The sequence below is a fragment of the Kitasatospora azatica KCTC 9699 genome, assembly GCF_000744785.1.
Taxonomy (GTDB): Bacteria; Actinomycetota; Actinomycetes; order Streptomycetales; family Streptomycetaceae; genus Kitasatospora; species Kitasatospora azatica.
Window position 1 is genome coordinate 664,846 of record NZ_JQMO01000003.1, and the last position, 21,867, is coordinate 686,712.

Genomic DNA, 21,867 nt, shown 5'->3' on the forward strand with positions numbered 1-21,867 from the left:
AGCATCCCGGTCAGGCCATCCAGAAGAAGACCGCCGTCATCCGCTTCTGATCCAACGTGCCGCCCCAGTAGCCGGTGGCGCTGTGGATCATGTTGGCGCTGTAGAGCAGCAGCCGGTTGTAGCGGTGCGCGACCCGGACGTCCTCGGTGAAGGCGTCGGGCGCGACGAAGCGCGTGCCCAGCGCGTCCACCAGGTTGTTGTGCGGGGCGGTCACCATGTTGCCGCCCAGCACCCCGCCCGGCAGGCTCTGCCGGAAGAAGCTGGTGCCGTAGTCCTTGGGCACCTCCGGGTTGAGGTAGAGCACCGCGGCGTAGCGGCAGAGCGCGCGCGAGTCGGCGTGCGGGCGCACCTCGCACTCACCGGCGCCGACCACCTGCACGCAGTTGTGGTTGAGGGTGGCGCCGTTCGGCGCGCTGGCCTGCCACAGCTTGCTCGCGCCGGTCGCCTTCTTCACCAGGCGTTCCACTCTGGCCAGTTCGGCATCGTCCAGGCCCGGCATGGCGCGCAGTCCGGGCCAGCTCTCCTGCTTGTACGGGTAGCCCTCGACCCAGTCCTCCTTGGCCAGGCAGCGGGCCCGCAGCGCGTCGACCTCGGGCAGGACGTCGTCGAAGACCCAGTAGTCCCGACCGAGCGTGGGCTTGCGGTAGGGCAGGACGGGCAACAGGGGCGCGGCCGGGGTCCGGCCGGCGCGTGGGGGCACCGGAGGCAGCGGGGGCATGCGGGCGACCATACCGCCCGGCTCCGGTCTTGCCATGTCGTGAATCGGTCAAACTTTGACCGGTTCCGGCGAGGGCGCGACTTGAAGAATTCTTCATCTCCAGTGGATGATGCTCGCCGTAGCCGGAGCAGACCGCCGTGGCTGGAGCAGAGAGGAGTGGGCATGCCGGTTCCGCTGTACCAGGCCAAGGCGGAGTTCTTCCGTACCCTCGGCCACCCCGCCCGGATCCGGGTGCTGGAGCTGCTGCAGGACGGGCCGCGCCCGGTCCGCGAGCTGCTCGCCTCCCTGGAGATCGAGGCCTCCAGCCTCTCCCAACAACTGGGCGTGCTGCGCCGGGCCCAGCTGGTCACCGCCACCCGCGAGGGCAACACCGTGGTCTACGCACTGAGCACCCCGGACGTGGCCGAGTTGCTGCGCGCGGCCCGCCGGATCCTGACCGAGATGATCACCGACCAGGGCGAGCTGCTGGCCCAGCTGCGCCAGCCCGCGACCCCGAGGACGGCACCGTGACCACCCCTGACGCCACCGAGCCGCAGGCCGAGGCCGTCCGCGACGAGCGGAGCAAGCGAAAGGCGGCGCTGATTCGCGCCGCCATCTACATCGCCGGTACCCACTTCTTCGCGTTCTTCGTGATGCTCCTGTTCTTCCTGGGCAGCCACCGCCACTGAGCGTCAGCACGCGCCGCGGTACGCGACCCGGCGCGGCCGGCTCAGTACGCGACCGGGCGCGGCTCGGTGCGCGTGCCTCGTCCGCCGCAGGCTCAGTGCGCGACCCGCCGGTGCCGGCCACCGCCCGAGGTCGCGGAGTGCTCGGCGATCAACCGCGCGGCGAGCACCAGCATCGCCACCACCGTGATCCCCCAGAACACCGCGAACAGCACCACCATCCAGAGGGTCTCCACCTGGGCGCCGACCAACCCGAGCCCCATCGAGGCCGCCACCAGCCAGAACACCGTCATCGGGCTGACGTGGTAGAGCGAGTCCAGGATGTCGCGGAAAGGGTGGATCTCGGCGGGTTCGTTCGCGGCTTCGGAACCGGGCTGCTGCGCCATCGCCGGCCTCCTTCGCTCGGTGCACGGACGCTTTCCATGGTGCTCCCGTGCGCGTGTCGGCGCGCGCCCGCCGGGGCGGACCGCTGTGATGGAGCCCGAAGCAGCCCGAAGCAGCCCGTAGCGGGGCGAACGGCATCCTGGAGCGCGAATGGTAGCGAGCACGGCACTGGTCATCGTCGGAGCGAGCCTGGCCGGGGCCCAGGCGGCCCAGACCCTGCGGGAGGAGGGCTACCAGGGTCAGCTGGTACTGATCGGCGAGGAGACCGAACTCCCCTACGAGCGGCCGCCGCTGTCCAAGGGTTACCTGATGGGCAAGGACTCCCGGCAGAAGATCTACGTGCACCCCGAGGAGTGGTACCGCGAGCAGCGGGTCGAGCTGCGTCTGGGCACCGCAGTGACCGCGATCGACCCCGCCGCGCACCAGCTCACGCTGGCCGACGGCAGCCGGGTGGACTACGCGAGGCTGCTGCTCACCACCGGTGCCAGGCCGCGCCTCCTCCCGGTGCCGGGCGCCGACCTGGCCGGCGTGCACTACCTGCGCCGGGTGGCGGAGAGCGACCGGCTGCGCGAGCTGCTGCGCACCGCGAAGCGGATCGCGGTGATCGGCGCGGGCTGGATCGGCCTGGAGGTGACGGCGGCCGCGCGGGCCGCCGGGGTGGCGGTGACGGTGCTCGAGATGGCCGAACTGCCGCTGCTGCGGGTGCTCGGCCGCGAGGTGGCCACCGTCTTCGCCGACCTGCACCGCGAGCACGAGGTGGACCTGCGCTTCGGGGTGCGGGTGGAGTCGATCGAGGGCGAGCACGGCGCGGTCACCGGGGTGCGGCTGGGCGACGGCACGGTGGTGCCCGCCGAGGCCGTGGTGGTCGGCGTCGGCATCGCCCCGGAGACCGGGCTGGCCGAGGCCGCCGGCCTGGAGGTGGCCGACGGCATCCTCACCGACCAGAGCCTGCGCACCTCGGACCCGGACATCTTCGCGGCCGGCGACGTGGCCCGCGCCTACCACCCGCTGCTGCGCCGCCGGATCCGGGTCGAGCACTGGGCCAACGCGCTGCACCAGCCGCGCACGGCCGCCCGGGCGATGCTCGACCAGGACGCCAGCTACGACCGGATCCCGTACTTCTTCACCGACCAGTACGACCTCGGGATGGAGTACAGCGGCTACGTCGAACCGGACGGCTACGACCAGGTGGTCTTCCGCGGGGACGTGCAGCGGCGGGAGTTCCTCGCCTTCTGGACAGCCCAGGGGCGGGTGCTGGCCGGGATGAACGTCAACATCTGGGACGTCACCGACCCGATCCGCGAGCTGGTGCGCTCCGGCCGGCAGGTGGACCTGGAGCGGCTCGCGGATCCGGACATTCCGCTGGGCGAGGTGTGACGGGACTGAGGGCTTAGTTGTCGGCGTCGTCCGGGTCCGCCGCCGGCGACGCACTCGGGCCACCGCTCAGGCCGAGCTTGGCCTCGGCGGTGGTCCAGTCGGTGGCGATCGCCTGCTGGGCGGCGACCAGGGTGGTCTGGCCCTTGCAGATGGCGGTGTGCAGCCGGGTCTCCACCGAGTCCTTGGGGTTGTTCGGCCCCTTGCCGGGGACGTGGCCCGGGGAGGGCGGCTGGACCCAGAGGTTGCGCGGGTCGTTGGGGTCGCCGCCGAGCTGGAGGCTGATCAGGTGGTCGTACTCGGCGTCGCCCATCGGCCCGGTGTAGCCGTAGGACTTGGCGTTCTCCACCTTCTCCTTGCCGGTGACGTTGACCGGCGGGCGGATGCCGGAGGTGTAGCCGCCCTGCTTGCAGATGGTCTGGTTCAGATTGGCCTGGGTGACCGCCGGGCTGGTCGCGCCCGGGGTGCAGGTCAGGTCCGGCAGGGGCTGCTTGTCGGCGGTGTAGCGGAAGTGGCAGCTACCGGCCGCGGGCTGGGCGGCGGCGGTGTAGCTGGTCTGCGGGCCGGCGCCCACCGGTATCTGGTGCGGCGCGCTGCTGCCGGTCGCGGCCGACGGGGCGGCGTCGGCTCCCTTGCTCTGGTGGCCGCTGCTGGGGCCGCAGGCGCTCAGCGCGGTCAGTAGGGCGGGTATCGCGGCGGCGGCCGCGAGGCGGCGACTGGTGAGCATCACCAGGAGGTCCCTTCACTCGTGCTGACGGCCCGGCAACTGCCGGGCCGTCCGTGCGGGATTCTCCCAGGCGGGGCTGGATTCGCGGAACAGCGGGCCCGGTCAGAAGGTGAACTGCAGGGAGCGGACCCGGTGGTCGAAGCTGGACGGCACCAGCTCGGGCGCGCCGACCGAGCGGACCTCGGGCAGCCGGGTGTAGAGCTCCCGGTAGAGCGTCTTCAGCTCCTGCCGCGCCAGGTGCGCACCGAGGCAGAAGTGCGGCCCGCCACCGCCGAAGCCGAGCTGGCGGTTGGGCTCCCGGGTGATGTCGAAGGCGTCGGGGTCGGGGAAGACCGCCTCGTCCCGGTTTGCGGATCCGTAGAAGAGCACCACCTTCTCGCCGCGGGCCAGCCGGGTGCCGTTCAGCTGATGGTCGGCGGCCAGGGTGCGGCGGAACTGGATGATCGGCGTCGCGTGCCGGACGATCTCCTCCACCGCGCCGTCGAGATGACGCTCGGGATCGGCCAGCAGCAGGGCGCGCTGCTCGGGGTGGACGGTGAGCAGGTGCAGCCCGTGCGCGAGGGCGTTGCGGGTGGTCTCCACGCCCGCCACCAGCAGCAGCGAGAAGAAGGCGCCGAGCTCACGCCCGGTCAGGCCGCGACCGCCCAGATCGGCGCTGACCAGCGCGGAGATCAGGTCGTCGGTGGGTCGGCGACGGCGCTCCCGGCCGAGCGCGGCGACCATCCGCTGCATCCGGGCCAGCGCCCGCAGCCCCTGCCCGGGCATCCTGATCCGCTCGCGCAACGGCCTGCGCAGGCCGGTGTGTTCGGAGGCCTGGTCGACCTGGTGCAGGATCTCGGGTCGTAGCTCCTCGGGGATGCCCATCATGGTGCAGATCACCTGGAACGGGAGCTCGGCGGCCACCGCGGGGACGAAGTCCTCGGGGCGGTGGGCGATCACCTCGTCCACGATCCTGGCCGCGATCGCGCCGATCGACTGCTCGACCCGGCCGATCAGGCGCGGCGTGAAGGCCCGGGAGACGATCCGGCGCAGCTGGGCGTGGCGCGGATCGTCCAGGTTCACCATCGAGTCGCCGAACAGCGCACGCACCCAGCGGGCCGGCTCGGGGGTGGTGACGCCCGGCGCGCTGGCGAAGACCTGCGGGTTGCGGCTGGCCGCGACCACGTCGGCATGGCGGACCAGGGCGTGGAACCCGCGCGGCCGCCGCAGCAGGCCACCCGGACGCTCGGCGAAGTAGACCGGCGCGGTGAGCGAGCGCAGGTACCGGAAGGCTGCCGCCTGCTCGGCCGGCGGCAACTGCCAGAAGGCGGGATCGGCGAGGTCGACCGGCGCCGGGGGCGCGGGTGTGCCGACGCCCGACTGCGGCATCAGCCTGGTACGTGCTTGATCGGGCATCGCTGCGCCCCCTCCCCCGGACTCCATTGCGATAACAGAGTGTTCATCAGTGAGTACGAAAGGTTAGCAGTGCGGGGTTCCGGGCGAACTCGCCCGATCGGGTGATCTCCGGCCCGAGCCTGCCTGGCGGCACCGCCGACCGGGAAGGAGGCTCGCTCAGCCCAACCGGCAGAGCCGCCGCTTGCCGGCCTGCCGCCAGGCGGGCCCGGCGGTCGCCAACGCCTCGGCGGCAGCCGGGCGCTGCGCCGCGTACAGCAGGCCGTAGCCGAAGGTCTCCTCCCCCGCCGCGTGGGCCTGGGCGGCGAGTTCGGGAAGCAGCCGCTCGGCCACGATCGCGTCCTGGTAGGCGCCCAGTGCGTCCTGGACCGCGCGCATGCACCGCGCCAGGCGGGCCGCGCCGGCCAGTTCGGCGGTGTAGCGGGCCCGCTTCGCGGCCTTGCGGGCGCCGTGCAGTGCCAGATCGCGGTCGGCGCCCTCGGGCAGCGCCAGGGCGGCGCGCAACCGCCCGCCGGTGCGCCGCTGTTCGGCCCGGAGCAGCCGCTCCAGCTCCGAGCGGCCACGCTTGGCCCGGTCGCGCAACGGCGGCCGCGCGGCCACCCGCTCCAGGTTCGCGAGCAGGGTGAAGTAGCGCTCACTGTCCAGGACTTCGCGGGCGACCCGATAGGCCTCGGCGTACCGCTCGGCGAACCGGGCGGCGATCCCGGTGGCCGGATCGCCGAGTTGCACCGGCAGTCGGGCGGCCTGACCGGCGAGCTGCTCCCCCGTCGTCTCGGCGTCCCGCGCGGCCCCCAGGACCTGGCCGAGCCAGCGCAGTTCCGTGCCGAGCTCGCGCACCTCCCGTTTCCGCAACAGCTTCTCGCAGCTCGCCAGGACGCTGCGCAGCCGCCGCGCGCAGACCCGCATCCGGTGCACGGCGTCCGCCTCGTCGCGGCGCACCGCACCGTCCAGGGCGAGCAGTTCGGCGTTCTGCCGGCGCAGGAAGGCCACCAGCGCCGCCGCCGCGCTGCCCGCCTTGGGCAGCCTCCCGGCCCGCCCGACCGGCAGCTCGGTCAGGCCCTGCGCGCGCAGCAGACCGTCCAGGGCGTCCAGCAGTCGGCGGCTCCCGTCGACCAGCGTGGCCCGGGTCCGCGACCAACCCGCGACCCGTCCCGCGCCGGTGAGGAACTCGGCCTGCACCGCGCTGCACTCCAGCTCCGCGAGGGTGCGCCCGCCCTGGTCGAGCAGCGCCGAGCGCTCCCGGCGGGTCCGTAGCCGCAGCACCGGCTGCAGCGGCCGGCCGCCGACATAGGACTGCACCCGGTCGAGGAGTTCCGTCGGCGGGGCGGGCGGCGCGGACGCGGCCCCTGGGACCGGGGCCGGCGGTGCGGCGCGGTGCTCCTCGCCGTTCGGCAGGGTGAGCGTCCACCCGGCGTCCAGGTCCTGCTCCAGTACTCCGCCGTGTGCGAGCAGCCGCAGGTCGGAGCTGTCCCAGCGCACCCGCACCGCCGCCGTCGGCAGCGCCTCGACCACCTCCGCCACGCGCGCGAGTCCGTGCGGGCGCAGGGGCTCGGTCGGCAGTCCCTGGTACGTCCGCGTGGTCTCGGCCTGTGCGGTGGCCATAGGTCCAAGCTTCCCGCGCCGTCGCGCTTCCTGCACCCCATCACCGGCCGGGGCCGTCGACCTGGCGCGAAGCGGCTACCTCACCCGACCCCGCCCCTGCTCAGGAAGCGTTCGACCGGCAGGGTCGCCGCGCCGCGGGCCACCGCGTCGGGGCCGAGCTCGCCCAGCACGATCCGGGCCTGGCTGAACGGGTGCCGCAATGCGTGCCGGGCGGCTGCCTGCTGGATGTGCGGCAGCAGCTCGCCGCCGAGCAGGAGTCCGGCCCAGCCGCCGAGCACGATCAGTTCCGGGTTCACCAGGTTGATCAGGTTCCCCAGGCCGATCCCCAGGTACTCCCCCGCCTCCTCAAGTACCTTCTGTGCGGCGGAGACTGATGTCACGTCAGCCGTGCTGGACGGAGAGGCTGCTGCCAGGACGGCTGCCAGCGTCGCCTCCTCCCCGTCCCCCGAGTCCCGGCCGCCCAGCTCGTGGTACCGCTCGACCAGCGCCGTGGCACCGACGTAGGCCTCCAGGCAGCCGAGTGCGCCGCAGCGGCAGGCCCGACCGCCGGCCTGGACCGTGGTGTGGCCCCATTCGCCCGCGCTGCCGCCGACGCCGCGGTAGGGCGCGCCGTCCAGCACCAGGGAGGCGCCGATGCCCGAGCCGAGCAGCGCGATCACGGCGGTGCGGGCGCCGCGGCCGGCGCCGAACCAGAGCTCGGCCTGTCCCATGGTGGTGGCGCCGTTGTCGATGTGCACGGGCAGTTCGGTGAACTCGCCGATCAGCCGGGCCAGCGGTACGGCCCGCCAGCCGGTGGTCTGGCCGTGCACCAGCGTCTCGGGCCCGTGCTCGACCACCCCCGGGACGCCGATGCCGAGTCCGAGCAGCGGCGCGGTGGCCTGGGCGGTGACCGTGCGCAGGCCGTCGGCGAGCGCCGCCAGGGCGGCCGCCGGGTCGTGCTGTCCCGGCGTCAGGGCGACTTCCACCCGGGCCCGTTCGGTCAGGTCGAGGTCGTAGAGCTCGACCCTGACCCGGGTCTCGCCGATGTCCACCCCGATCACCTGGCGCGCGCTCGGGTCGACCCGGAGCAGCACCCGTGGCCGGCCACCGTCGGAGCCGAGGGTGCCGGCCTCGACCAGCAGGCCGTCCTCGATCAGCTCGCCGGTGACGGTGCTGACCGCGCCGGGGCTCAGCCGGGTGTGGTGGATCAGGTCCTGGCGGGCCAGTGGTCCGTGGAACCAGAGTCGGCGCAGCAGCACGGCGCGGTTGGCGCGGCGCAGGTCGCGGACGGTCTGCGGCGGCTGCGCAGCCATCAGGCGCTGCCTCCTTCCGATCGGTGTCGGCTCGGTGTCGGCGCGGCGCCCTGTTGGCGGCGGCCTTGCGGTGGGCGCAAGTCTGCCTGACCGACGCGGTTGCGCGCACCCTTGACGGCGATACGGCGGGCTCAGTTTAATCACGTCGCAAAGAAACTCCGCGAACAGCGGTCGCACCAGCTCCCCGCACTGCCTCAACTCCCGTCCCCACCCGAGAGCCCCCAGCTGAGAGGCAGCACCTCCCCATGCGCCCACCCACCCGCTTCCGCAGCCGAGCCGTCGCGCTGCTCGGCTCCGCCACGCTCGCGCTCGGCGGCCTGCTGGCCGTCCCCACCAGCGCCGGCGCCGCCGGCGGCCAGGTCAACGTCTGGCTGACCAGCACCAACGACTCCGGCGGACGGACCGTCACCCGCGGCCTGCAGCCGCAGGCGCCGGTCTCGCTCACCACCGGTACCGGCACCGGTGACCAGACCGTCACGGTCAACGAGTCCACCCGCTACCAGCAGTTCACCGGCGCCGGCGCCTCGTTCACCGACACCGCCGCCTGGCTGCTGAACAGCAGCGGCGCGCTCACCGGCAGCACCCGCGGCACGGTGATGCGCAACCTGTTCGACCCGGTGAACGGCATCGGCCTGGACTTCCTGCGCAACCCGATGGGCGCCTCCGACCTGGCTCGTTACAGCTACACCTTCGACGACGTGCCGGCCGGTCAGAGCGACCCGAACCTCAACTCCTTCTCCATCGCGCACGACCTGGCCGACGTGCTGCCCCTGACCAAGCAGGCGCAGCAGCTCAACCCGGCCGTCAAGGTGATGGGCACGCCGTGGACGGCGCCGGCCTGGATGAAGGACAACGGCTCGTTCAACCAGGGCTGGCTGCAGTCCCAGTACTACGCCGCCTACGCGCAGTACTTCGTCAAGTACCTGCAGGCCTACCAGGCCAACGGCGTGCACGTGGACTACGTCACCGCGCAGAACGAGCCCACCTGCTGCGGCGGTTACCCGTCGATGCAGTGGAACGGCCCCGGGCTGCACTACTTCGTCGGCAGCAACCTGCTGCCCGCCCTGCACGCGGCCGGCCTCAGCACCAAGGTCCTGGCCCTGGACTGGAACTGGGACCAGTACGCGGGCTACGCCCAGCCGACGGTGGACGACGCGGCGATCCGCAGCGACTCGCTCTTCGGCGGCATGGCCTGGCACGGCTACGGCGGCGACGTCTCCGAGCAGACCACCGTGCACAATCAGTACCCGAACCTGGACGCCTTCGACACCGAGCACTCCGGCGGCACCTGGGTCGCCGACCAGCAGCGCGAGGACATGCTCAACATCATCGACTACACCCGCAACTGGGGTAAGTCGGTGGTCAAGTGGTCGCTCGCGGTGGACCAGAACATGGGTCCGCACAACGGCGGTTGCGGCACCTGCACCGGTCTGGTCACGGTGCACAACGGCGACTCGCGCAGCGGCCAGGTGGACTACACGGTCGAGTACTACGATCTGGGCCAGCTGACCAAGTTCGTCAAGCCCGGCGCCTACCGGATCGACTCCACGGCCAACTCGGCGGTGCCGAACGTCGCCTGGCTCAACCCGGACGGTTCGAAGGCCCTGGTCGCCTACAACGACAGCGGCAGCGTGCAGAACCTGCGGGTCAACTGGGGCAGCCAGTCCTTCGGTTACAACCTGCCCGCGCACACCTCGGCCACCTTCACCTGGGGCGGCACCCAGTCCTCGGCGCCGACCGGTGCGATCACCGGCTACGGCGGCAAGTGCGTGGACGTGGCCGGCGCCAACTCCGCCAACGGCACCGCCGTCCAGCTCTACGACTGCAACGGCACCAACGCCCAGCAGTGGACGGTGCCGGGCGACGGCACCCTGCGGGCCCTCGGCAAGTGCCTGGACCTGACCGCGGCCGGCACCGCCAACGGCACCCAGACCCAGCTCTACGACTGCAACGGCACCGGCGCCCAGCAGTGGACCGCCACCGCCTCGCACCAACTGGTCAACCCGCAGTCCGGCCGCTGCCTGGACGCCACCGGACCGAGCTCCGCCAACGGCACCCGGCTGCAGATCTGGGACTGCGGCGGCGGCGCCAACCAGTCCTGGACACTCCCCAGCTGACGATCAGTCACCTCACGACCGGTCGGGGAGCGGATGCCGCACCCCGGCCGGCCGCTCGGTGCGGTCCAGTTCCTCGTCCAGGGCGATGGCCGCAGCGATCAGGGCCAGGTGGGTGAAGGCCTGGGGGAAGTTGCCGAGCTGCTCCCCGGACGGGCCGATCTCCTCGGCGAACAGGCCGACGTGGTTGGCGTAGGTGAGCATCTTGTCGAAGGCGTAGCGGGCCTGGTCGAGCCGCCCCGCGCGGGCCAGCGCCTCGACGTAGAGGAAGCTGCAGAGGTTGAAGGTGCCTTCGGAGCCGCGCAGTGCAGGTCGCCGACCATGCCCTGGTCCGCGATGTCCGGGTACTCGTTCACGGTGCCTCCTGGGTCGGGCGACACCCGGCGGTCACCCAGCCGTCGGAGTGCCGCCTGCGACCCTAACCAGCGGATCGGGCCGGCGAATCACCCCGCGCGGGTGACGGACCGGCGCGCGGAAATCACCCGTCGAGGGTGGTCCGCGAGGTGCGAGGAACAGCGAACGTGGAAGCGGGGGCGCCGGGCCCTCCTGCGGTCGGTCCGGCTGACGTCCGGCGACGGGAGACAGGCCATGCACGACTATCCGCTGCTGAACATCTTCCTCACCACCATGTGGTTCTTCCTCTGGGTGCTGTGGATCATGTTGCTGTTCCGCGTCTTCGCCGACCTGTTCCGCGACGACACGGTGAGTGGCTGGGGGAAGGCCGGCTGGTCGGTGTTCCTGATCCTGCTGCCGTTCCTCGGCGTGTTCGTCTACCTGATCGCCCGCGGCAAGGGCATGGGAATGCGCGAGATGGCCCAGGCCCAGCAGGCGGAGCAGGACTTCCGCAGCTACGTGAAGGAGGCGGCCGGCTCCGAAGCGGCGCCGACCGGTGCGGCGGCCGAGTTGGCCCGGCTGGCCGAGCTGCGGCGCAACGGCGACATCTCGGAGGAGGAGTTCCAGCGCGCGAAGGCCCTTGTCCTGGAGTGACCCGCCGGGCCACGACACACACCGGAGGTTTCGATGGCAACCGCACAGCACAACGTGCCGCTGGGGAGTCGGCAGGCACCGGGGGACGCCCACGGCGAGACGATGTTGACGTTCGCCGCCGTCATGATGGGAATCCTGGCACTGTTCAACGGACTTGACGGCATCGCGGCGATCAACCACTCCCATGTGTTCGTCGGGAACGCCCACTACGTCTTCGGGGATCTGCGGGCCTGGGGGTGGGCGATCCTCGCACTGGCGATCGCTCAGGGCTTCACCGTGGTGGGCATCCTCGCCCGGGTGCAGGTGGCCCGTTGGTTCGGCGTCGCGGTGCTGGCCCTGAACGGTTTCGCCCAGATGGCGTTCATCCCGTCGTACCCCGTCTGGTCGGTGCTGATCCTCGGCGTCGACGTCATCGCGCTCTACGCACTGGTCGCATACGGCGGCCCCAGGACACCGGTGGAGCAGGGGGGCACCACGTACGCCGAGACCACCGAGCGCCGGGAGGACCCCGGCCCGCCCCGGTCAGCCTGACCTCTCATCCCAGGAGCTGTCGTGAGCAACGAACCCAACGAACAGGCCGGCCCCAACGAAGAGGCCGGCGAGACGATCGAGCCGGGCCCCATCGACTACTTGGTCCTCGAGTTCCCCGGCACCCGGCTGACCGGCGAAGGCCTGCCACTGCTCGTCGACCTGGTCGACCGCGGGATCATCCGCATCCTCGACCTGACCTTCGTCACCAAGGAGGCGGACGGCACGGTGGTCGGCATCCAGCTGGCCGACGTGACCGGTGACGGCCAGCTGGACCTCACCGTCTTCGAGGGCGCCGCCTCCGGGCTGCTGGACCAGGGCGACGTCGCCGAGGCCGGCTCGCTCCTCGCGCCGGGCAACTCCGCCGCCGTCCTGCTCTACGAGAACCTGTGGGCGGCGCCACTGGCCGCAGCCCTGCGCCGGGCCGGTGCCCGCATGATCGCCGGCGGACGGGTCCCGGTGCAGGACATCATCGAGACGCTCGACGCGCTCGACTCCAAGGTCTGAACCCCTCGCCACCCCCGCTACCCCTGGGAGGAAACCATGCCCGGACTACTTCGCGGAGTCGCCCGTACCGCGGTCGTCGCCGGAACGGCCACCGCGGTCTCCAACCGTGTGTCCCGTCGCCAGGCCGGCCGCTGGGCCCAGCAGGAAGCCGCCGCCCAGCCGGCGCCTCCAGCAGCGCCCCCGGCGGCGCCCCCGGCCGCACCGCCACCCGCGGCTCCGGCCGCCTCCATGGACGAGAAGCTCGACCAGCTGAAGGAACTCGCCACCCTCAAGGAGCAGGGCGTCCTCACCGAGGAGGAGTTCGCCGCCCAGAAGGCCCGCGTGCTCGCCGGCTGACCCGTGGGATGACCTGGAGGCGTCGTGAAGCGGTGGAACATCCTGTTAGTGCTCGGCACCGCCCAGTTCCTGATGGTGCTCGACGCCTCGGTGATGAACGTGTCGATCAGCCAACTGGTCGAGGACTTCGACACCGAGGTCACCTCGATCCAGGCCGTCATCACCCTGTACACCCTGGTGATGGCGGCCTTCATGATGACCGGGGGCAAGCTCGGCGACATGTTCGGGCGGCGCCGGATGTTCATCGTCGGCCTCGCCGTCTACGGGGTCGGCTCCGGGCTGACCGCGCTCGCGCCTACCGTCTGGGTGCTCGCGATCGGGTGGTCGGTCATCGAGGGGCTGGGCGCGGCCCTGGTGCTGCCCGCCCTCGCGGCGCTGGTGGCCGGCTCCTACACGGGCCGCGCCCGGGCCGTGGCCTACGGCGTCATCGGCGGCGTCGCCGGCGCCGGGATCGCGGTCGGCCCGCTGGTGGGCGGCTGGGTCACCACCTACCTCAGCTGGCGGCTGGTCTTCGCCGGCGAGGTCGTCCTCGTCCTGGTCATCCTGCTGCTGGTCCGCTGGATCCCGCAGCAGCCGGCGCCGACCGAGCGGGTGCGGCTGGACACGGTCGGCTCCGCGCTGTCCGCGGCCGGCCTCGCCCTGATCGTCCTCGCGGTCCTGCAGAGCGGCACCTGGGGCTGGGTCGCGCCGCGCAATCCCCCGTTCACCGTGCTCGGGTTCGCGCCGACGCTGTTCGCCATGGCCCTCGGCGCCGCCCTGCTCTACGTGTTCTGCCGCCACGAACGCCGACGCGAGGCACAGGGCCGGGAACCGCTGGTCTCGCTCGACCTGTTCGGCAACCGGCCGCTGCGTGCGGGGCTGGCCACGCTGTTCAACCAGAACGCCATCCTGCTCGGCCTGTTCTTCGTCATCCCGCTCTACCTCCAGGTCGTCCAGGGGCTCGACGCCTTCCAGACCGGGCTGCGGCTCCTCCCGGTGTCCATCACCATGCTCGGCGCCTCGATGTGCGGCTCGCTGCTGCTGCGGCTGGCCTCACCGCGGACCATCGTCCGGGTGGGACTTCTGGTCCTGCTCGGCTCCACGCTGTGGCTGATCACGGCCATCGGACCGGAGCTGCACGGCGCCTCGTTCGCCGGCGCGATGGCGCTGCTGGGCCTGGGGATGGGGATGCTCGCCTCCCAGTTGGGCAACACGGTGCAGTCCAGCGTGCAGGGGGCGGACCGCAGCGAGGCCGGTGGGCTGCAGTACAGCGCGCAGAACCTCGGGTCCTCGGTCGGCACGGCGCTGGTCGGCGCCGTTCTGATCGGTGCCCTGGCCGGGTCCGTGACCAGCCAGATCAGCAGCGACCCGCGGATCTCGGACGCCGTCGCCGGGCAGGCCCAGGTCCGGGTCGAGGCGGGCCTGTCCTTCGTCCCCGCCGACCAGGTGGCCACGGCGCTCGCCGGGGTGCCCGAGCTGCCGCCGCAGGAGGCCGCCGCCATCGTCGAGAACTACCAGGACGCGCAGATCGACGGCCTCAAGGCCGCCGTCCTCGTCTGCACCGGGATCACCGCCGTGAGCTTCCTGTTCACCGGCAAGCTTCCGGCCGGCAGGCCCTCGCGCACGCCCTGAGCCAGACGCCCTGAGCCGGACGTTTTGAGCCGGACGTTTTGAGCCGGACGTTTTGAGCCGGACGTTTTGAGCAAGTGCCCCCGAGACCGCCTCACCCGCACCGGGTGACCCGCGACTGGCCGTCCCCGCCGGAGCGAGGTTGAGTGGAACTGTCGCCAGATGACAGTACTCACCCTCGTCTCCCTGGATGGCCCGATGAAGGACCTCGCAGCACCCGGCGCCGCCGAGCGTTCCCGGCGGCTCGCACCCTCGGGTGATCCGATGCTCGCGGCCAGGTTCACCGTCCCCGCGCCGCCGAAGCTGCTGGTGCACCGCCCGGGGCTGCTCGGCCGTCTGACCAAGGGTGCGCAGGGGACCCTCACGCTGGTCAACGGTCCGGCCGGCGCGGGCAAGACGACACTCGTCTCGCACTGGCTCGACGCGCGCCTGGCACCACCCGTGAGCGCCTGGCTGACCGTGGAGGCCACCGACGCACCGGGTGTGTTCTGGGCCCATGTCCTGGAGACGCTGCGCCGGCACGGTGTCCGGCTCGGGGCCGAGGTGGGCCGGCCGACCAGCGCCACGGCGGTGGACCAGTCGCTGCTGATCCGCCTGGCCGACGCGCTGGCCGAGCGGTCGGATCCCGCGGTCCTGGTCCTCGACCAGGTCGATGTCCTCACCTCGAAGGAGATCGTCGACCAGCTGCAGTTCGTGCTGAGCCACTGCTCCGCGGGCCTGCACCTGGTGCTCCTCGGCCGGGCCGAGCCGCCGCTGCCGCTGCACCGCTACCGGGCGGCCGGCGAGATCACCGAGATCCGCAGCACCGACCTGCGGTTCACCGAGACCGAGGCGCGCGAGCTGCTCGCCGCCCACGGGCTGGCGCTCCCGGGCGGCACGGTCCGGCTGCTCGTCGAGCGCACCGAGGGGTGGGCGGCGGGCCTGCGGCTGTGTGCGCTGGCCATGCAGCGCAGCGAGGACCCGAAGGCCTTCGTCCAGGATTTCGCGGCGGACCGGACGACCATCGCCGATTTCCTGCTCACCGAGGTGCTGGAGCCCGAACCGCCACCCACCCAGGAGCTGCTGCTGCGCGCCAGCATCACCGATCCGATCCACCCGGACCTGGCTGATGCCCTGGGCGAGCGTCAGGACGCCGACCGGACCCTGGCCGAACTGGCGCGCGCCAACGCCTTCGTGGAGCGGGTCGACGGCTCCGCCGTGTACCGGCTGCACCCGCTCTTCGCCGAGGTGCTGCGCGCCCGGCTGCGGCACCGGCACCCCGGGCTTGAGCCGCGGCTTCGCGGCGAGGCGGCGCGCTGGTTCGCCGGAGCGGGGTGGCTGACCGAAGCCGTCGCGCAGGCCGCGGCCGCGGCCGACTGGGAGTTCGCGGCCGGACAGGTGGTCGATCAGCTGGCCATCGGCCGGCTGCTGGCCGGCCCGGACGCCGAGGAGCTGCGGCCGGCGTTCGCGGCCATGCCGCCGGACCTGCCGGGCTCGGCGCCGGCCCTGGTGGGGGCGGCCTGCCGGCTGGTCGAGCGCGACCTCGAAGGCTGCCGGGCGCAGCTGCGGCGGGCCGACGGCTGCCTCGGCGAGTCCGAGCCCGCCGAGTCGCGGTTGAGCCGGGCCCTGGTGGAGGTGCTGGCCGGGCGGCTGGCCGGTGACCCGGCGGTCACCGAGCAGGCGGCGGCGGACGCCGAACGGCTGTGGACCGAGGTCCCGCCCTCGCTCGCGGCCGGGCACCCGGAGGTCCCCGCGATGGTGCTGGCGGCTCTCGGCGCCGCCGAGCTCGGTGCCGGGCACCTCGACCGGGCCGCAGCCGTGCTGGCCACGGCCGTCGAGGCCTGCGGGCGGCCGGCGACCGAGCCCCCGCTCTGCGACTCGCTCGGCTCGCTGGCCCTGGTGGAGTTGCTGCGTGGCCGGCTGCGGGCGGCCGAGACGCACGCCGGCGAGTCGCTGGCCGTCGTCGAGCAGGCCGTGGTGCGGCCGCAGGGCCCCGTCCGGCTGGACCATGTCGTCCTGGCCGGGGTGGCGACCGAGCACGACGACCTGGCGACCGCCAGAGTCGAGCTGGAACTGGCGCGGGCGACCGCCGGTCCGCAGCCCGAGCCGGTGGCCGAGGTGGCGGCGGCGGTCATCGGCGCCCGACTGGCGGCGGCCGAGGGCCAGTGGGAGCAGGCCTTCGCCGTCCTCCAGGGGGTCGGCTCCGGCGCTGCCCAACAGCCTTTGCCCGCCTGGGCGGTGGACGAGCTCGCGATCGCCGAGTCCGCGGCGCACCTGACGCACGGCGATGCGGACACGGCTCTCCAGGTGCTGGGTGCCGTGCCCTCGGAACGGCCCGAGCACGCGCTGGCCGAGGCACGGGCCCTGCTGGCGACCGGGCAGCAGCAGCAAGCGCTGCGGGTGCTGGCTGCGGTTCCCGGCGACGGGCCGGCCACCGGCGCAACCACCGCCACCGCGCAGACCCAGGCCTGCCTGCTGCGCGCCCAGGCGGCCGTGGCGGAGGAACAGCCCGAGGAGGCCAGGCTGCAGCTGACCCGGGCCCTGGTCCTGGCCAGGCCGGAGGAGCTGCGGCGGGTGTTCGTGGAGAGCGGTCCGTGGGTGCGCCGACTGCTGCGCCAGGACCCGCAGTTGGCCCGTGCCCACAGCTGGCTGCCGGCCCGTACCCTCGGCTATCTGCGCCCCGGAGCCTGCGAGCAACTTCCGGCGGTGGTTGGCCAGTTGAGTGAGCGCGAGCGGGAGGTGCTGCGGCAGACCGCACAGTTGCTGTCCACCGAGGAGATCGCGGCCGAGCTCTTCCTCTCCGTCAACACCGTCAAGACCCACCTGAGGAGCGTCTACCGCAAGCTCTGCGTCAGCCGCCGCAGCGAGGCGGTCCGCCGGGCCCGGGAGTTGGGGATCCTCTGACCGGTGGTGGTGCGGGGCGCCCCGCACCACCCGTCCCCCCGGACAGGCCCCAGGTCGGTCAGCCGAGGGCCAGGGCCCTCAGCCGGTCGGCGGCGCCGTTGAAGTAGTCCTGGTCGCCGGGGAAGGTGCCGGAGTCGGCGTACTGCCAGAAGGTCTGATAGCCCCAGCCGTTCGGGAGGGTCCCGACGGTGGAGGCGTAACGGGCGATCCAGAGCGGGTTGGTGGTGCCGAAGCCGCCGTTGTTGCCGGTGCAGGTCGCCCACCAGTTGGTGGTGGTGTAGATCGTCGGGTAGCGCCCGGTCAGGTAGTGGACCTGGTTGCTGAAGCTGTGGATCCAGGAGACCATCGCGCTCTGGCTCAGCCCGTAGCAGGTCGCGCCGTACGGGTTGTACTCGATGTCCAGCGCGGGCGGCAGGGTCTTGCCGTCGGCCGACCAGCCGCCGCCGTGGCTGACGAAGTAACTCGCCTGGGTGGCACCGCTGGAGACGTTCGGCAGCGCGAAGTGGTAGGCGCCCCGGATCAGTCCGGCGTTGTAGGAACCGTTGTACTGCTGCGCGAAATAGGGGTTGGTGTAGCCGGTGCCCTCGGTGGCCTTGATATAGGCGAAGGCGCCGCCGTTGGCCGCCACCGAGGACCAGTTGACGTTGCCCTGGTAGCTGGAGACGTCCAGCCCCCTGGTCTGGGTGACCAGCGGCTGGATGCCGCCGCCGGCGTCGCGGCCCTCGTGGGCGGCCACCGTGGAGCCGGCGAAGTCGCGCTCCGGGTGGGTGGGTTGGAAGCCGCGTCCGGCGGCGTCGGCCTGAGCGGGCGCCGCCGCGGTGGCGGCGAGCAGCACGGCGGACAGCGCGGTGGCCGCGACGGCGCCGGTGCGGCGCAGCCGGGAGCGGGCGGCGGTGTGGGAGTGGCGGGCGGCGCGGGAGAGGCGTGAGGTGCGGGCAGTACGGGACATGTTCGCTCCTTGTGGCCTGGCAGGGATGAGTACCACATGTGCGAGCTGTGCGAGAACGCGAATGCCAATGCACGCATACCAATGATTGGCATGACCTTGCCCGGCGAGCGTAGCGGCCAACCCCCTTGCACCGCTAGAGAACTGAGGCTCACTCAGCAGAAAAACGCCCACCAGGACCCGCGTAGACCAGACCCCGCCACCGCGCGTTCACCCGCACCGGCGGAGCCGCCCAGCCACCCCGTACCGGCAGGCCCGCTCAGCGCAGCCGGCGCGCCACCTCGCCCAGCGCCTCGGCCACCACCGCGAGCTGCTCGCGGTCCAGCACGTCGACCAGGGCCGCGCGCACCGCCGCCACGTGCCCGGGCGCGGCCGACCGCAACGCCGCCATGCCCTCCTCGGTCAGGTAGGCGAAGACCCCGCGCACATCGCTCGAGCAGGACCGTCGCCCGACCAGCCCGGACTTCTCCAACTGGGCCACCTGGTACGTGAGTCCACTCTTGGAGGTGACCAGGCGGTCGGCCAGCTCGGCCATCCGCAGCGAGTGGCTCGGCGCGGCGGAGAGGTGGACCAGGATCTCGTACTGGGTGTGCGAGAGCCCAGCGTCGTCCTTGAGCTGCTGCTCGAGGTGGCGCGCCACCAGATTGCTCGCCGCGAGGAAGCCTCGCCAGGCCGCCATCTCCTGCTCGTCCAGCCACCGGGTCTCTGCCATGCGAACCAGCTTATCCCTGTTGTTCAAATTTGAAGAGCGATGTACTGTCGCCCGAGACGGATCTTCAAATTTGAACTACTGCTGCCCCGGAACCAACCGGAGACGACCGGAGAACCTCATGACGAGCCGCACCCCCCAGCCCGCCCGGATCCGCACCCGGGTCACCGTGCCGCTGCGCTTCGGCGACGGCTACCGGGTCGACGCCGACGTGGTCACCTTCCACGACCTCGCCGACGGCGCCGAACACCTGGCCCTCGGCCTCGGCGACCCGGGCGCGAGCACCACCCCGCTGGTCCGCCTGCACTCCGAGTGCCTCACCGGCGACGTCTTCGGCTCCGCCCGCTGCGACTGCGGCCCGCAGCTGCGCGAGGCCGTCGAGCGGATCGCCGAGCGCGGTGGCTACCTGCTCTACCTGCGCCAGGAGGGTCGCGGGATCGGGCTCTACAACAAGCTCGACGCCTACGCCCTGCAGGACCGCGGCCTGGACACCTATGCCGCCAACGCCGCCCTCGGCCTGCCCGAGGACGGCCGCGACTACACGGCGGCCGCGCAGATGCTGCAGACCCTCGGCGCCCCGCGGATCGACCTGCTGAGCAACAACCCCGACAAGGCCGGTCAGCTGGCCGCGCTCGGCATCACCGTCGCCGAGCGCGTCCCCACCGGAGTGCACGCCTCCCCGAGCAACCTGCGCTACCTGCGCACCAAGGCCACCGGCACCCCGCTCACCCTCGGCCACGGCCTGGAGCTGCTCTCCGAGGGCGCCTGACCGCCGCCCGCGCGCATGTTGTTCAAATTCGAACCGAGAGGTATGGTCGAGATATTGGTGTTCAAATTTGAACTAGCCCTTTGAACCAGCCAGGCAAGGAGATCGCCATGCCCGTCCGCCGCCTCAACCACGCGGTGCTCTACATCCGCGACGTGGCCACCTCGGTCGCCTTCTACACCGAGGTGCTCGGCTTCAAGATCGATGTCGAGATCCCCGGCCGGGCCGCCTTCCTCAGCGCCCAGGAGACCCTGAACGACCACGACCTCGGCCTGTTCGCGATCGGTGCCGGCGCGCCCGGTCCGCAGCCGGGCCGGGTCGGCCTCTACCACCTGGCCTGGGAGGTCGGCACGCTGGGCGAGCTGGCCGAGATCGGCCAGGTGCTCGCCGAGCGCGGCGCGCTGGTGGGCGCCACCGACCATGTGGTGTCCAAGTCCTTCTACGCCAAGGACCCGGACGGCAACGAGTTCGAGGTGATGTGGCGGGTCCCGCGCGAGGACTGGCCCACCGGCGAGGAGCAGGGCGGGATGCGGGCGCTGGACCTGCAGGCGGCCATCGACCGCTGGGGCGCCGACCTGGCCACCGGCGCGGCGGCCGGCTCCGCCACCTGAGCCCGGGCGCCACCCGCCCTGCCGCGACAGGCCCTAACCGAGGAAGGGCGACGGGATCGCCAGCAGCTCCGCCAGTCGATCGGCCACCGCCCCGGCGTGGGTGAGCGGCACCGCCGGCGCGTCCCCGCGCCGGGTCGGCCGGACACCGCGGACCGCACACAGGTGCAGCAGCCACAGGGTACGGATGGTGTTGCTCGCCTCGGCCGGGACCGGCCCGGGCTCGCCCGCGGCGAACATCGCGGCCACCCGGTCCAGCCAGCCCACCGACTGAGCCTCGGTCAGCCCGGGCCCGGTCAGGATCCCGGCCAGCGCGTAGGCGAGCCGGTCGTCCTCCAGCGCGTCCCAGACCTGGGCGGTCGGCGCCACCATCCGAGCCGCGCCCAGCTCCAGCAGCGCCACCGGATCGGCCGGGCTGTGCACACCGAAAGCGCCGAGCAGGTCGGCCCCGTGCGCGACGGCGTGCAGCCAGCCGAGTTCCGCGTCGTACCCGCGCAGGTCCTGCTCGGCGAGGTACCAGTCGGCGAAGGCGCTCAGCCAGTGCGGCGCGTACGCCCCGTGCTTGACCAGGGCGGCCAGGATCAGCGGCGCGAAGGTGCGGGCCTGCACCTCGGGGTCGGCGAACCGCTCGGCCATCTCGTCGCCGAGCGCCTGCCGCTGCTCGCTGGAGAGCTTCGGGATCAGCTCGACCAGCCCGACGTAGGCGTGCTCGTCCCGGACCGCGGGGTCGGGCGAGCGCAGGGCGGCGGAGAGCTCGGCGATCGTGGCGTCCATGATCGAACACCGTAGCGGATCACCCGTCCGGGCTGGGCCCGGGTTGGCAGCGCGGGCACCAGTACGCGACCCTCTGCTGCGGGGCCACGCCCTGGCTCGCGGTGCGGATCGTGCTCCCGCAGCGGCGGCAGGGCCTGCCCGCCCGGCCGTAGACCCAGTGCGCCCGGTCCGGGCGCAGCTCGCCGGTGGTGGGGTGGCCCGGGCGCAGCCGGTTGGCGAAGAGCAGCCGGTGTGCCAGGGCGACCAGCCGCTCGGGGGCGGGCAGTTCGCCGAAGGCCGTCCACGGGGTGACCCCGGCCAGGAAGCAGAGCTCGTTGGCGTAGACGTTGCCGATGCCGGCCAGGTTGCGCTGGTCGAGCAGCGCCTCGCCGGCCGGCCGCTCCGGCGCGGCGGCCAGTCGGCGCAGCGCCTCGGCGGCCAGGTCCGGGCCCCAGTCGGCGGCATGGGGGCACCTCCCGGCCGGAGGCTGGGGGAAGGTCCGGCCCCAGGTGCCCGACCGCCGCGGCCTCGTCCGCGGTGCGCAGCAGCTGCACCACCGGAAGTCGGTAGCCGACCGCCGTGCACGCCTCGGTGCCGAGGACCACCCGGATCTGGTGCCCGGCCCCACCCGTCCACCGCTCCCCCGCCCGGTAGACCTGCCAGCGTCCGTCCATCCGCAGATGGGTGTGGAGCGTCAGGCCGCCGTCCAGCCGGGCCAGCAGGTGCTTCCCGCGCGGCCGCACCTCCAGCACCTGGCGCCCTGTCAGCTGCGCGGTGGCGTGCGCCGGCACCCGCAGCTCGGCACTGGTCAGCCGCTGCCCGGCCAGCGCCTGGTGCAGCTGGGCGGCGGTACGGAAGACGGAGTCACCCTCGGGCATGCCCCAAGCATGCACCCGCCCGGCATGCACCCAGGAAGCGCAGTGCCCCCACTCTCGTCCGCGCCGCGTGGGCGGGCCGCGACTAGGCTC

21 protein-coding genes and 2 pseudogenes are annotated in these 21,867 nt (G+C 72.7%); 12 read left to right on the plus strand and 11 right to left on the minus strand.

The genetic code is table 11. From position 1 onward, the window contains the following. Positions 1-10: 10 nt before the first annotated feature. Entirely contained in the window at positions 11-718 is a 708-nt protein-coding gene (locus BR98_RS14100; protein ID WP_232247414.1) for a DUF6445 family protein, read from the minus strand. A 162-nt stretch (positions 719-880) separates the two neighbouring features. Here BR98_RS14100 and BR98_RS14105 point away from each other — a divergent pair, with 162 nt between their 5' ends. Then, the gene (locus BR98_RS14105; protein WP_035844859.1) at positions 881-1,228 is read left to right on the plus strand and encodes an ArsR/SmtB family transcription factor; all 348 of its coding nucleotides are present in this window, start codon (positions 881-883) and stop codon (positions 1,226-1,228) included. After that, complete coding sequence (locus BR98_RS40280; protein WP_198042222.1) at positions 1,225-1,386, plus strand: DUF6126 family protein; 162 nt, start codon at positions 1,225-1,227, stop codon at positions 1,384-1,386. Before BR98_RS14105 ends, BR98_RS40280 begins: the two co-directional genes overlap by 4 nt. Positions 1,387-1,478: 92 nt before the next feature. Here BR98_RS40280 and BR98_RS14110 read toward each other — a convergent pair whose 3' ends face one another. Continuing rightward, complete coding sequence (locus tag BR98_RS14110; RefSeq protein WP_035844861.1) at positions 1,479-1,769, minus strand: hypothetical protein; 291 nt, start codon at positions 1,767-1,769, stop codon at positions 1,479-1,481. A gap of 148 nt (positions 1,770-1,917) precedes the next feature. Between BR98_RS14110 and BR98_RS14115 the strand changes: the two genes are divergently transcribed. Then, on the plus strand, positions 1,918-3,144 hold the full coding sequence (locus BR98_RS14115) for an NAD(P)/FAD-dependent oxidoreductase (protein WP_035844863.1): 1,227 nt from the start codon (positions 1,918-1,920) through the stop codon (positions 3,142-3,144). A 13-nt stretch (positions 3,145-3,157) separates the two neighbouring features. Here the strand turns inward: BR98_RS14115 and BR98_RS14120 are convergent, their stop codons facing one another. The 4 genes from BR98_RS14120 to BR98_RS14135 form a co-directional block, all read right to left on the minus strand. Further along, positions 3,158-3,868, minus strand: coding sequence for a hypothetical protein (locus BR98_RS14120; protein ID WP_051969756.1), 711 nt, complete (start codon positions 3,866-3,868; stop codon positions 3,158-3,160). 102 nt (positions 3,869-3,970) lie between these two features. Further along, positions 3,971-5,236 (minus strand): cytochrome P450, encoded by a 1,266-nt coding sequence (locus tag BR98_RS14125; protein WP_035844865.1) that lies wholly within the window; start codon positions 5,234-5,236, stop codon positions 3,971-3,973. A gap of 183 nt (positions 5,237-5,419) precedes the next feature. After that, on the minus strand, positions 5,420-6,862 hold the full coding sequence (locus BR98_RS14130; RefSeq protein ID WP_051969757.1) for a CYTH and CHAD domain-containing protein: 1,443 nt from the start codon (positions 6,860-6,862) through the stop codon (positions 5,420-5,422). Positions 6,863-6,942: 80 nt separating this feature from the next. Continuing rightward, the gene (locus BR98_RS14135) at positions 6,943-8,154 is read right to left on the minus strand and encodes an ROK family protein (RefSeq protein ID WP_035844866.1); all 1,212 of its coding nucleotides are present in this window, start codon (positions 8,152-8,154) and stop codon (positions 6,943-6,945) included. 245 nt (positions 8,155-8,399) lie between these two features. On the opposite strand from BR98_RS14135, the gene BR98_RS14140 reads away from it, so the two are divergent. Then, positions 8,400-10,271, plus strand: coding sequence for a ricin-type beta-trefoil lectin domain protein (locus BR98_RS14140; RefSeq protein ID WP_083976563.1), 1,872 nt, complete (start codon positions 8,400-8,402; stop codon positions 10,269-10,271). A gap of 12 nt (positions 10,272-10,283) precedes the next feature. On the opposite strand, the pseudogene BR98_RS37930 reads toward BR98_RS14140, so the two are convergent. Further along, positions 10,284-10,574 (minus strand): annotated as a pseudogene (locus BR98_RS37930) (glycoside hydrolase family 15 protein); the annotation flags it as partial. A gap of 282 nt (positions 10,575-10,856) precedes the next feature. On the opposite strand from BR98_RS37930, the gene BR98_RS14150 reads away from it, so the two are divergent. From BR98_RS14150 to BR98_RS14175, 6 genes are all read left to right on the plus strand, one after another. Then, positions 10,857-11,255 (plus strand): PLD nuclease N-terminal domain-containing protein, encoded by a 399-nt coding sequence (locus BR98_RS14150; protein ID WP_035844870.1) that lies wholly within the window; start codon positions 10,857-10,859, stop codon positions 11,253-11,255. A gap of 33 nt (positions 11,256-11,288) precedes the next feature. After that, entirely contained in the window at positions 11,289-11,786 is a 498-nt protein-coding gene (locus BR98_RS14155) for a DUF7144 family membrane protein (RefSeq protein WP_035844872.1), read from the plus strand. 75 nt (positions 11,787-11,861) lie between these two features. Further along, the gene (locus tag BR98_RS14160) at positions 11,862-12,290 is read left to right on the plus strand and encodes a DUF6325 family protein (RefSeq protein WP_035852122.1); all 429 of its coding nucleotides are present in this window, start codon (positions 11,862-11,864) and stop codon (positions 12,288-12,290) included. A 36-nt stretch (positions 12,291-12,326) separates the two neighbouring features. Further along, entirely contained in the window at positions 12,327-12,626 is a 300-nt protein-coding gene (locus BR98_RS14165; protein WP_035844874.1) for an SHOCT domain-containing protein, read from the plus strand. A 24-nt stretch (positions 12,627-12,650) separates the two neighbouring features. Continuing rightward, entirely contained in the window at positions 12,651-14,237 is a 1,587-nt protein-coding gene (locus BR98_RS14170) for an MFS transporter (protein ID WP_035844876.1), read from the plus strand. Positions 14,238-14,396: 159 nt separating this feature from the next. Beyond that, positions 14,397-17,117 carry a LuxR C-terminal-related transcriptional regulator gene (locus BR98_RS14175; protein ID WP_198042223.1) on the plus strand — a complete coding sequence of 907 codons (2,721 nt, stop codon included), beginning with the start codon at positions 14,397-14,399 and terminating at the stop codon, positions 17,115-17,117. Positions 17,118-17,175: 58 nt separating this feature from the next. Here BR98_RS14175 and BR98_RS14180 read toward each other — a convergent pair whose 3' ends face one another. Further along, entirely contained in the window at positions 17,176-18,066 is an 891-nt protein-coding gene (locus BR98_RS14180) for a lysozyme (RefSeq protein ID WP_083976564.1), read from the minus strand. A 256-nt stretch (positions 18,067-18,322) separates the two neighbouring features. Beyond that, entirely contained in the window at positions 18,323-18,775 is a 453-nt protein-coding gene (locus BR98_RS14185) for a MarR family winged helix-turn-helix transcriptional regulator (protein ID WP_035844877.1), read from the minus strand. Between the two features lie 118 nt (positions 18,776-18,893). Between BR98_RS14185 and BR98_RS14190 the strand changes: the two genes are divergently transcribed. After that, positions 18,894-19,541, plus strand: coding sequence for a GTP cyclohydrolase II (locus BR98_RS14190; RefSeq protein WP_035844879.1), 648 nt, complete (start codon positions 18,894-18,896; stop codon positions 19,539-19,541). Between the two features lie 107 nt (positions 19,542-19,648). Continuing rightward, positions 19,649-20,149, plus strand: a complete 501-nt coding sequence (locus tag BR98_RS14195; RefSeq protein ID WP_035844882.1) for a VOC family protein — start codon at positions 19,649-19,651, stop codon at positions 20,147-20,149. A gap of 33 nt (positions 20,150-20,182) precedes the next feature. Here BR98_RS14195 and BR98_RS14200 read toward each other — a convergent pair whose 3' ends face one another. Next, positions 20,183-20,920, minus strand: a complete 738-nt coding sequence (locus BR98_RS14200; protein WP_051969759.1) for a DUF2785 domain-containing protein — start codon at positions 20,918-20,920, stop codon at positions 20,183-20,185. 19 nt (positions 20,921-20,939) lie between these two features. After that, positions 20,940-21,777: pseudogene (locus BR98_RS14205) on the minus strand (DNA-formamidopyrimidine glycosylase family protein). Positions 21,778-21,867 lie beyond the last annotated feature (90 nt).

Bases quoted from the DNA above. Each gene is read 5' to 3' on its own strand.
- BR98_RS14100 (WP_232247414.1), bottom strand. From the start codon at position 718: ATGCCCCCGCTGCCTCCGGTGCCCCCACGCGCCGGCCGGACCCCGGCC.
- BR98_RS14105 (WP_035844859.1), top strand. From the start codon at position 881: ATGCCGGTTCCGCTGTACCAGGCCAAGGCGGAGTTCTTCCGTACCCTC.
- BR98_RS14110 (WP_035844861.1), bottom strand. From the start codon at position 1,769: ATGGCGCAGCAGCCCGGTTCCGAAGCCGCGAACGAACCCGCCGAGATC.
- BR98_RS14115 (WP_035844863.1), top strand. From the start codon at position 1,918: ATGGTAGCGAGCACGGCACTGGTCATCGTCGGAGCGAGCCTGGCCGGG.
- BR98_RS14120 (WP_051969756.1), bottom strand. From the start codon at position 3,868: ATGCTCACCAGTCGCCGCCTCGCGGCCGCCGCCGCGATACCCGCCCTA.
- BR98_RS14125 (WP_035844865.1), bottom strand. From the start codon at position 5,236: ATGCCGCAGTCGGGCGTCGGCACACCCGCGCCCCCGGCGCCGGTCGAC.
- BR98_RS14130 (WP_051969757.1), bottom strand. From the start codon at position 6,862: ATGGCCACCGCACAGGCCGAGACCACGCGGACGTACCAGGGACTGCCG.
- BR98_RS14135 (WP_035844866.1), bottom strand. From the start codon at position 8,154: ATGGCTGCGCAGCCGCCGCAGACCGTCCGCGACCTGCGCCGCGCCAAC.
- BR98_RS14140 (WP_083976563.1), top strand. From the start codon at position 8,400: ATGCGCCCACCCACCCGCTTCCGCAGCCGAGCCGTCGCGCTGCTCGGC.
- BR98_RS14150 (WP_035844870.1), top strand. From the start codon at position 10,857: ATGCACGACTATCCGCTGCTGAACATCTTCCTCACCACCATGTGGTTC.
- BR98_RS14155 (WP_035844872.1), top strand. From the start codon at position 11,289: ATGGCAACCGCACAGCACAACGTGCCGCTGGGGAGTCGGCAGGCACCG.
- BR98_RS14165 (WP_035844874.1), top strand. From the start codon at position 12,327: ATGCCCGGACTACTTCGCGGAGTCGCCCGTACCGCGGTCGTCGCCGGA.
- BR98_RS14175 (WP_198042223.1), top strand. From the start codon at position 14,397: ATGACAGTACTCACCCTCGTCTCCCTGGATGGCCCGATGAAGGACCTC.
- BR98_RS14180 (WP_083976564.1), bottom strand. From the start codon at position 18,066: ATGTCCCGTACTGCCCGCACCTCACGCCTCTCCCGCGCCGCCCGCCAC.
- BR98_RS14185 (WP_035844877.1), bottom strand. From the start codon at position 18,775: ATGGCAGAGACCCGGTGGCTGGACGAGCAGGAGATGGCGGCCTGGCGA.
- BR98_RS14190 (WP_035844879.1), top strand. From the start codon at position 18,894: ATGACGAGCCGCACCCCCCAGCCCGCCCGGATCCGCACCCGGGTCACC.
- BR98_RS14195 (WP_035844882.1), top strand. From the start codon at position 19,649: ATGCCCGTCCGCCGCCTCAACCACGCGGTGCTCTACATCCGCGACGTG.
- BR98_RS14200 (WP_051969759.1), bottom strand. From the start codon at position 20,920: ATGGACGCCACGATCGCCGAGCTCTCCGCCGCCCTGCGCTCGCCCGAC.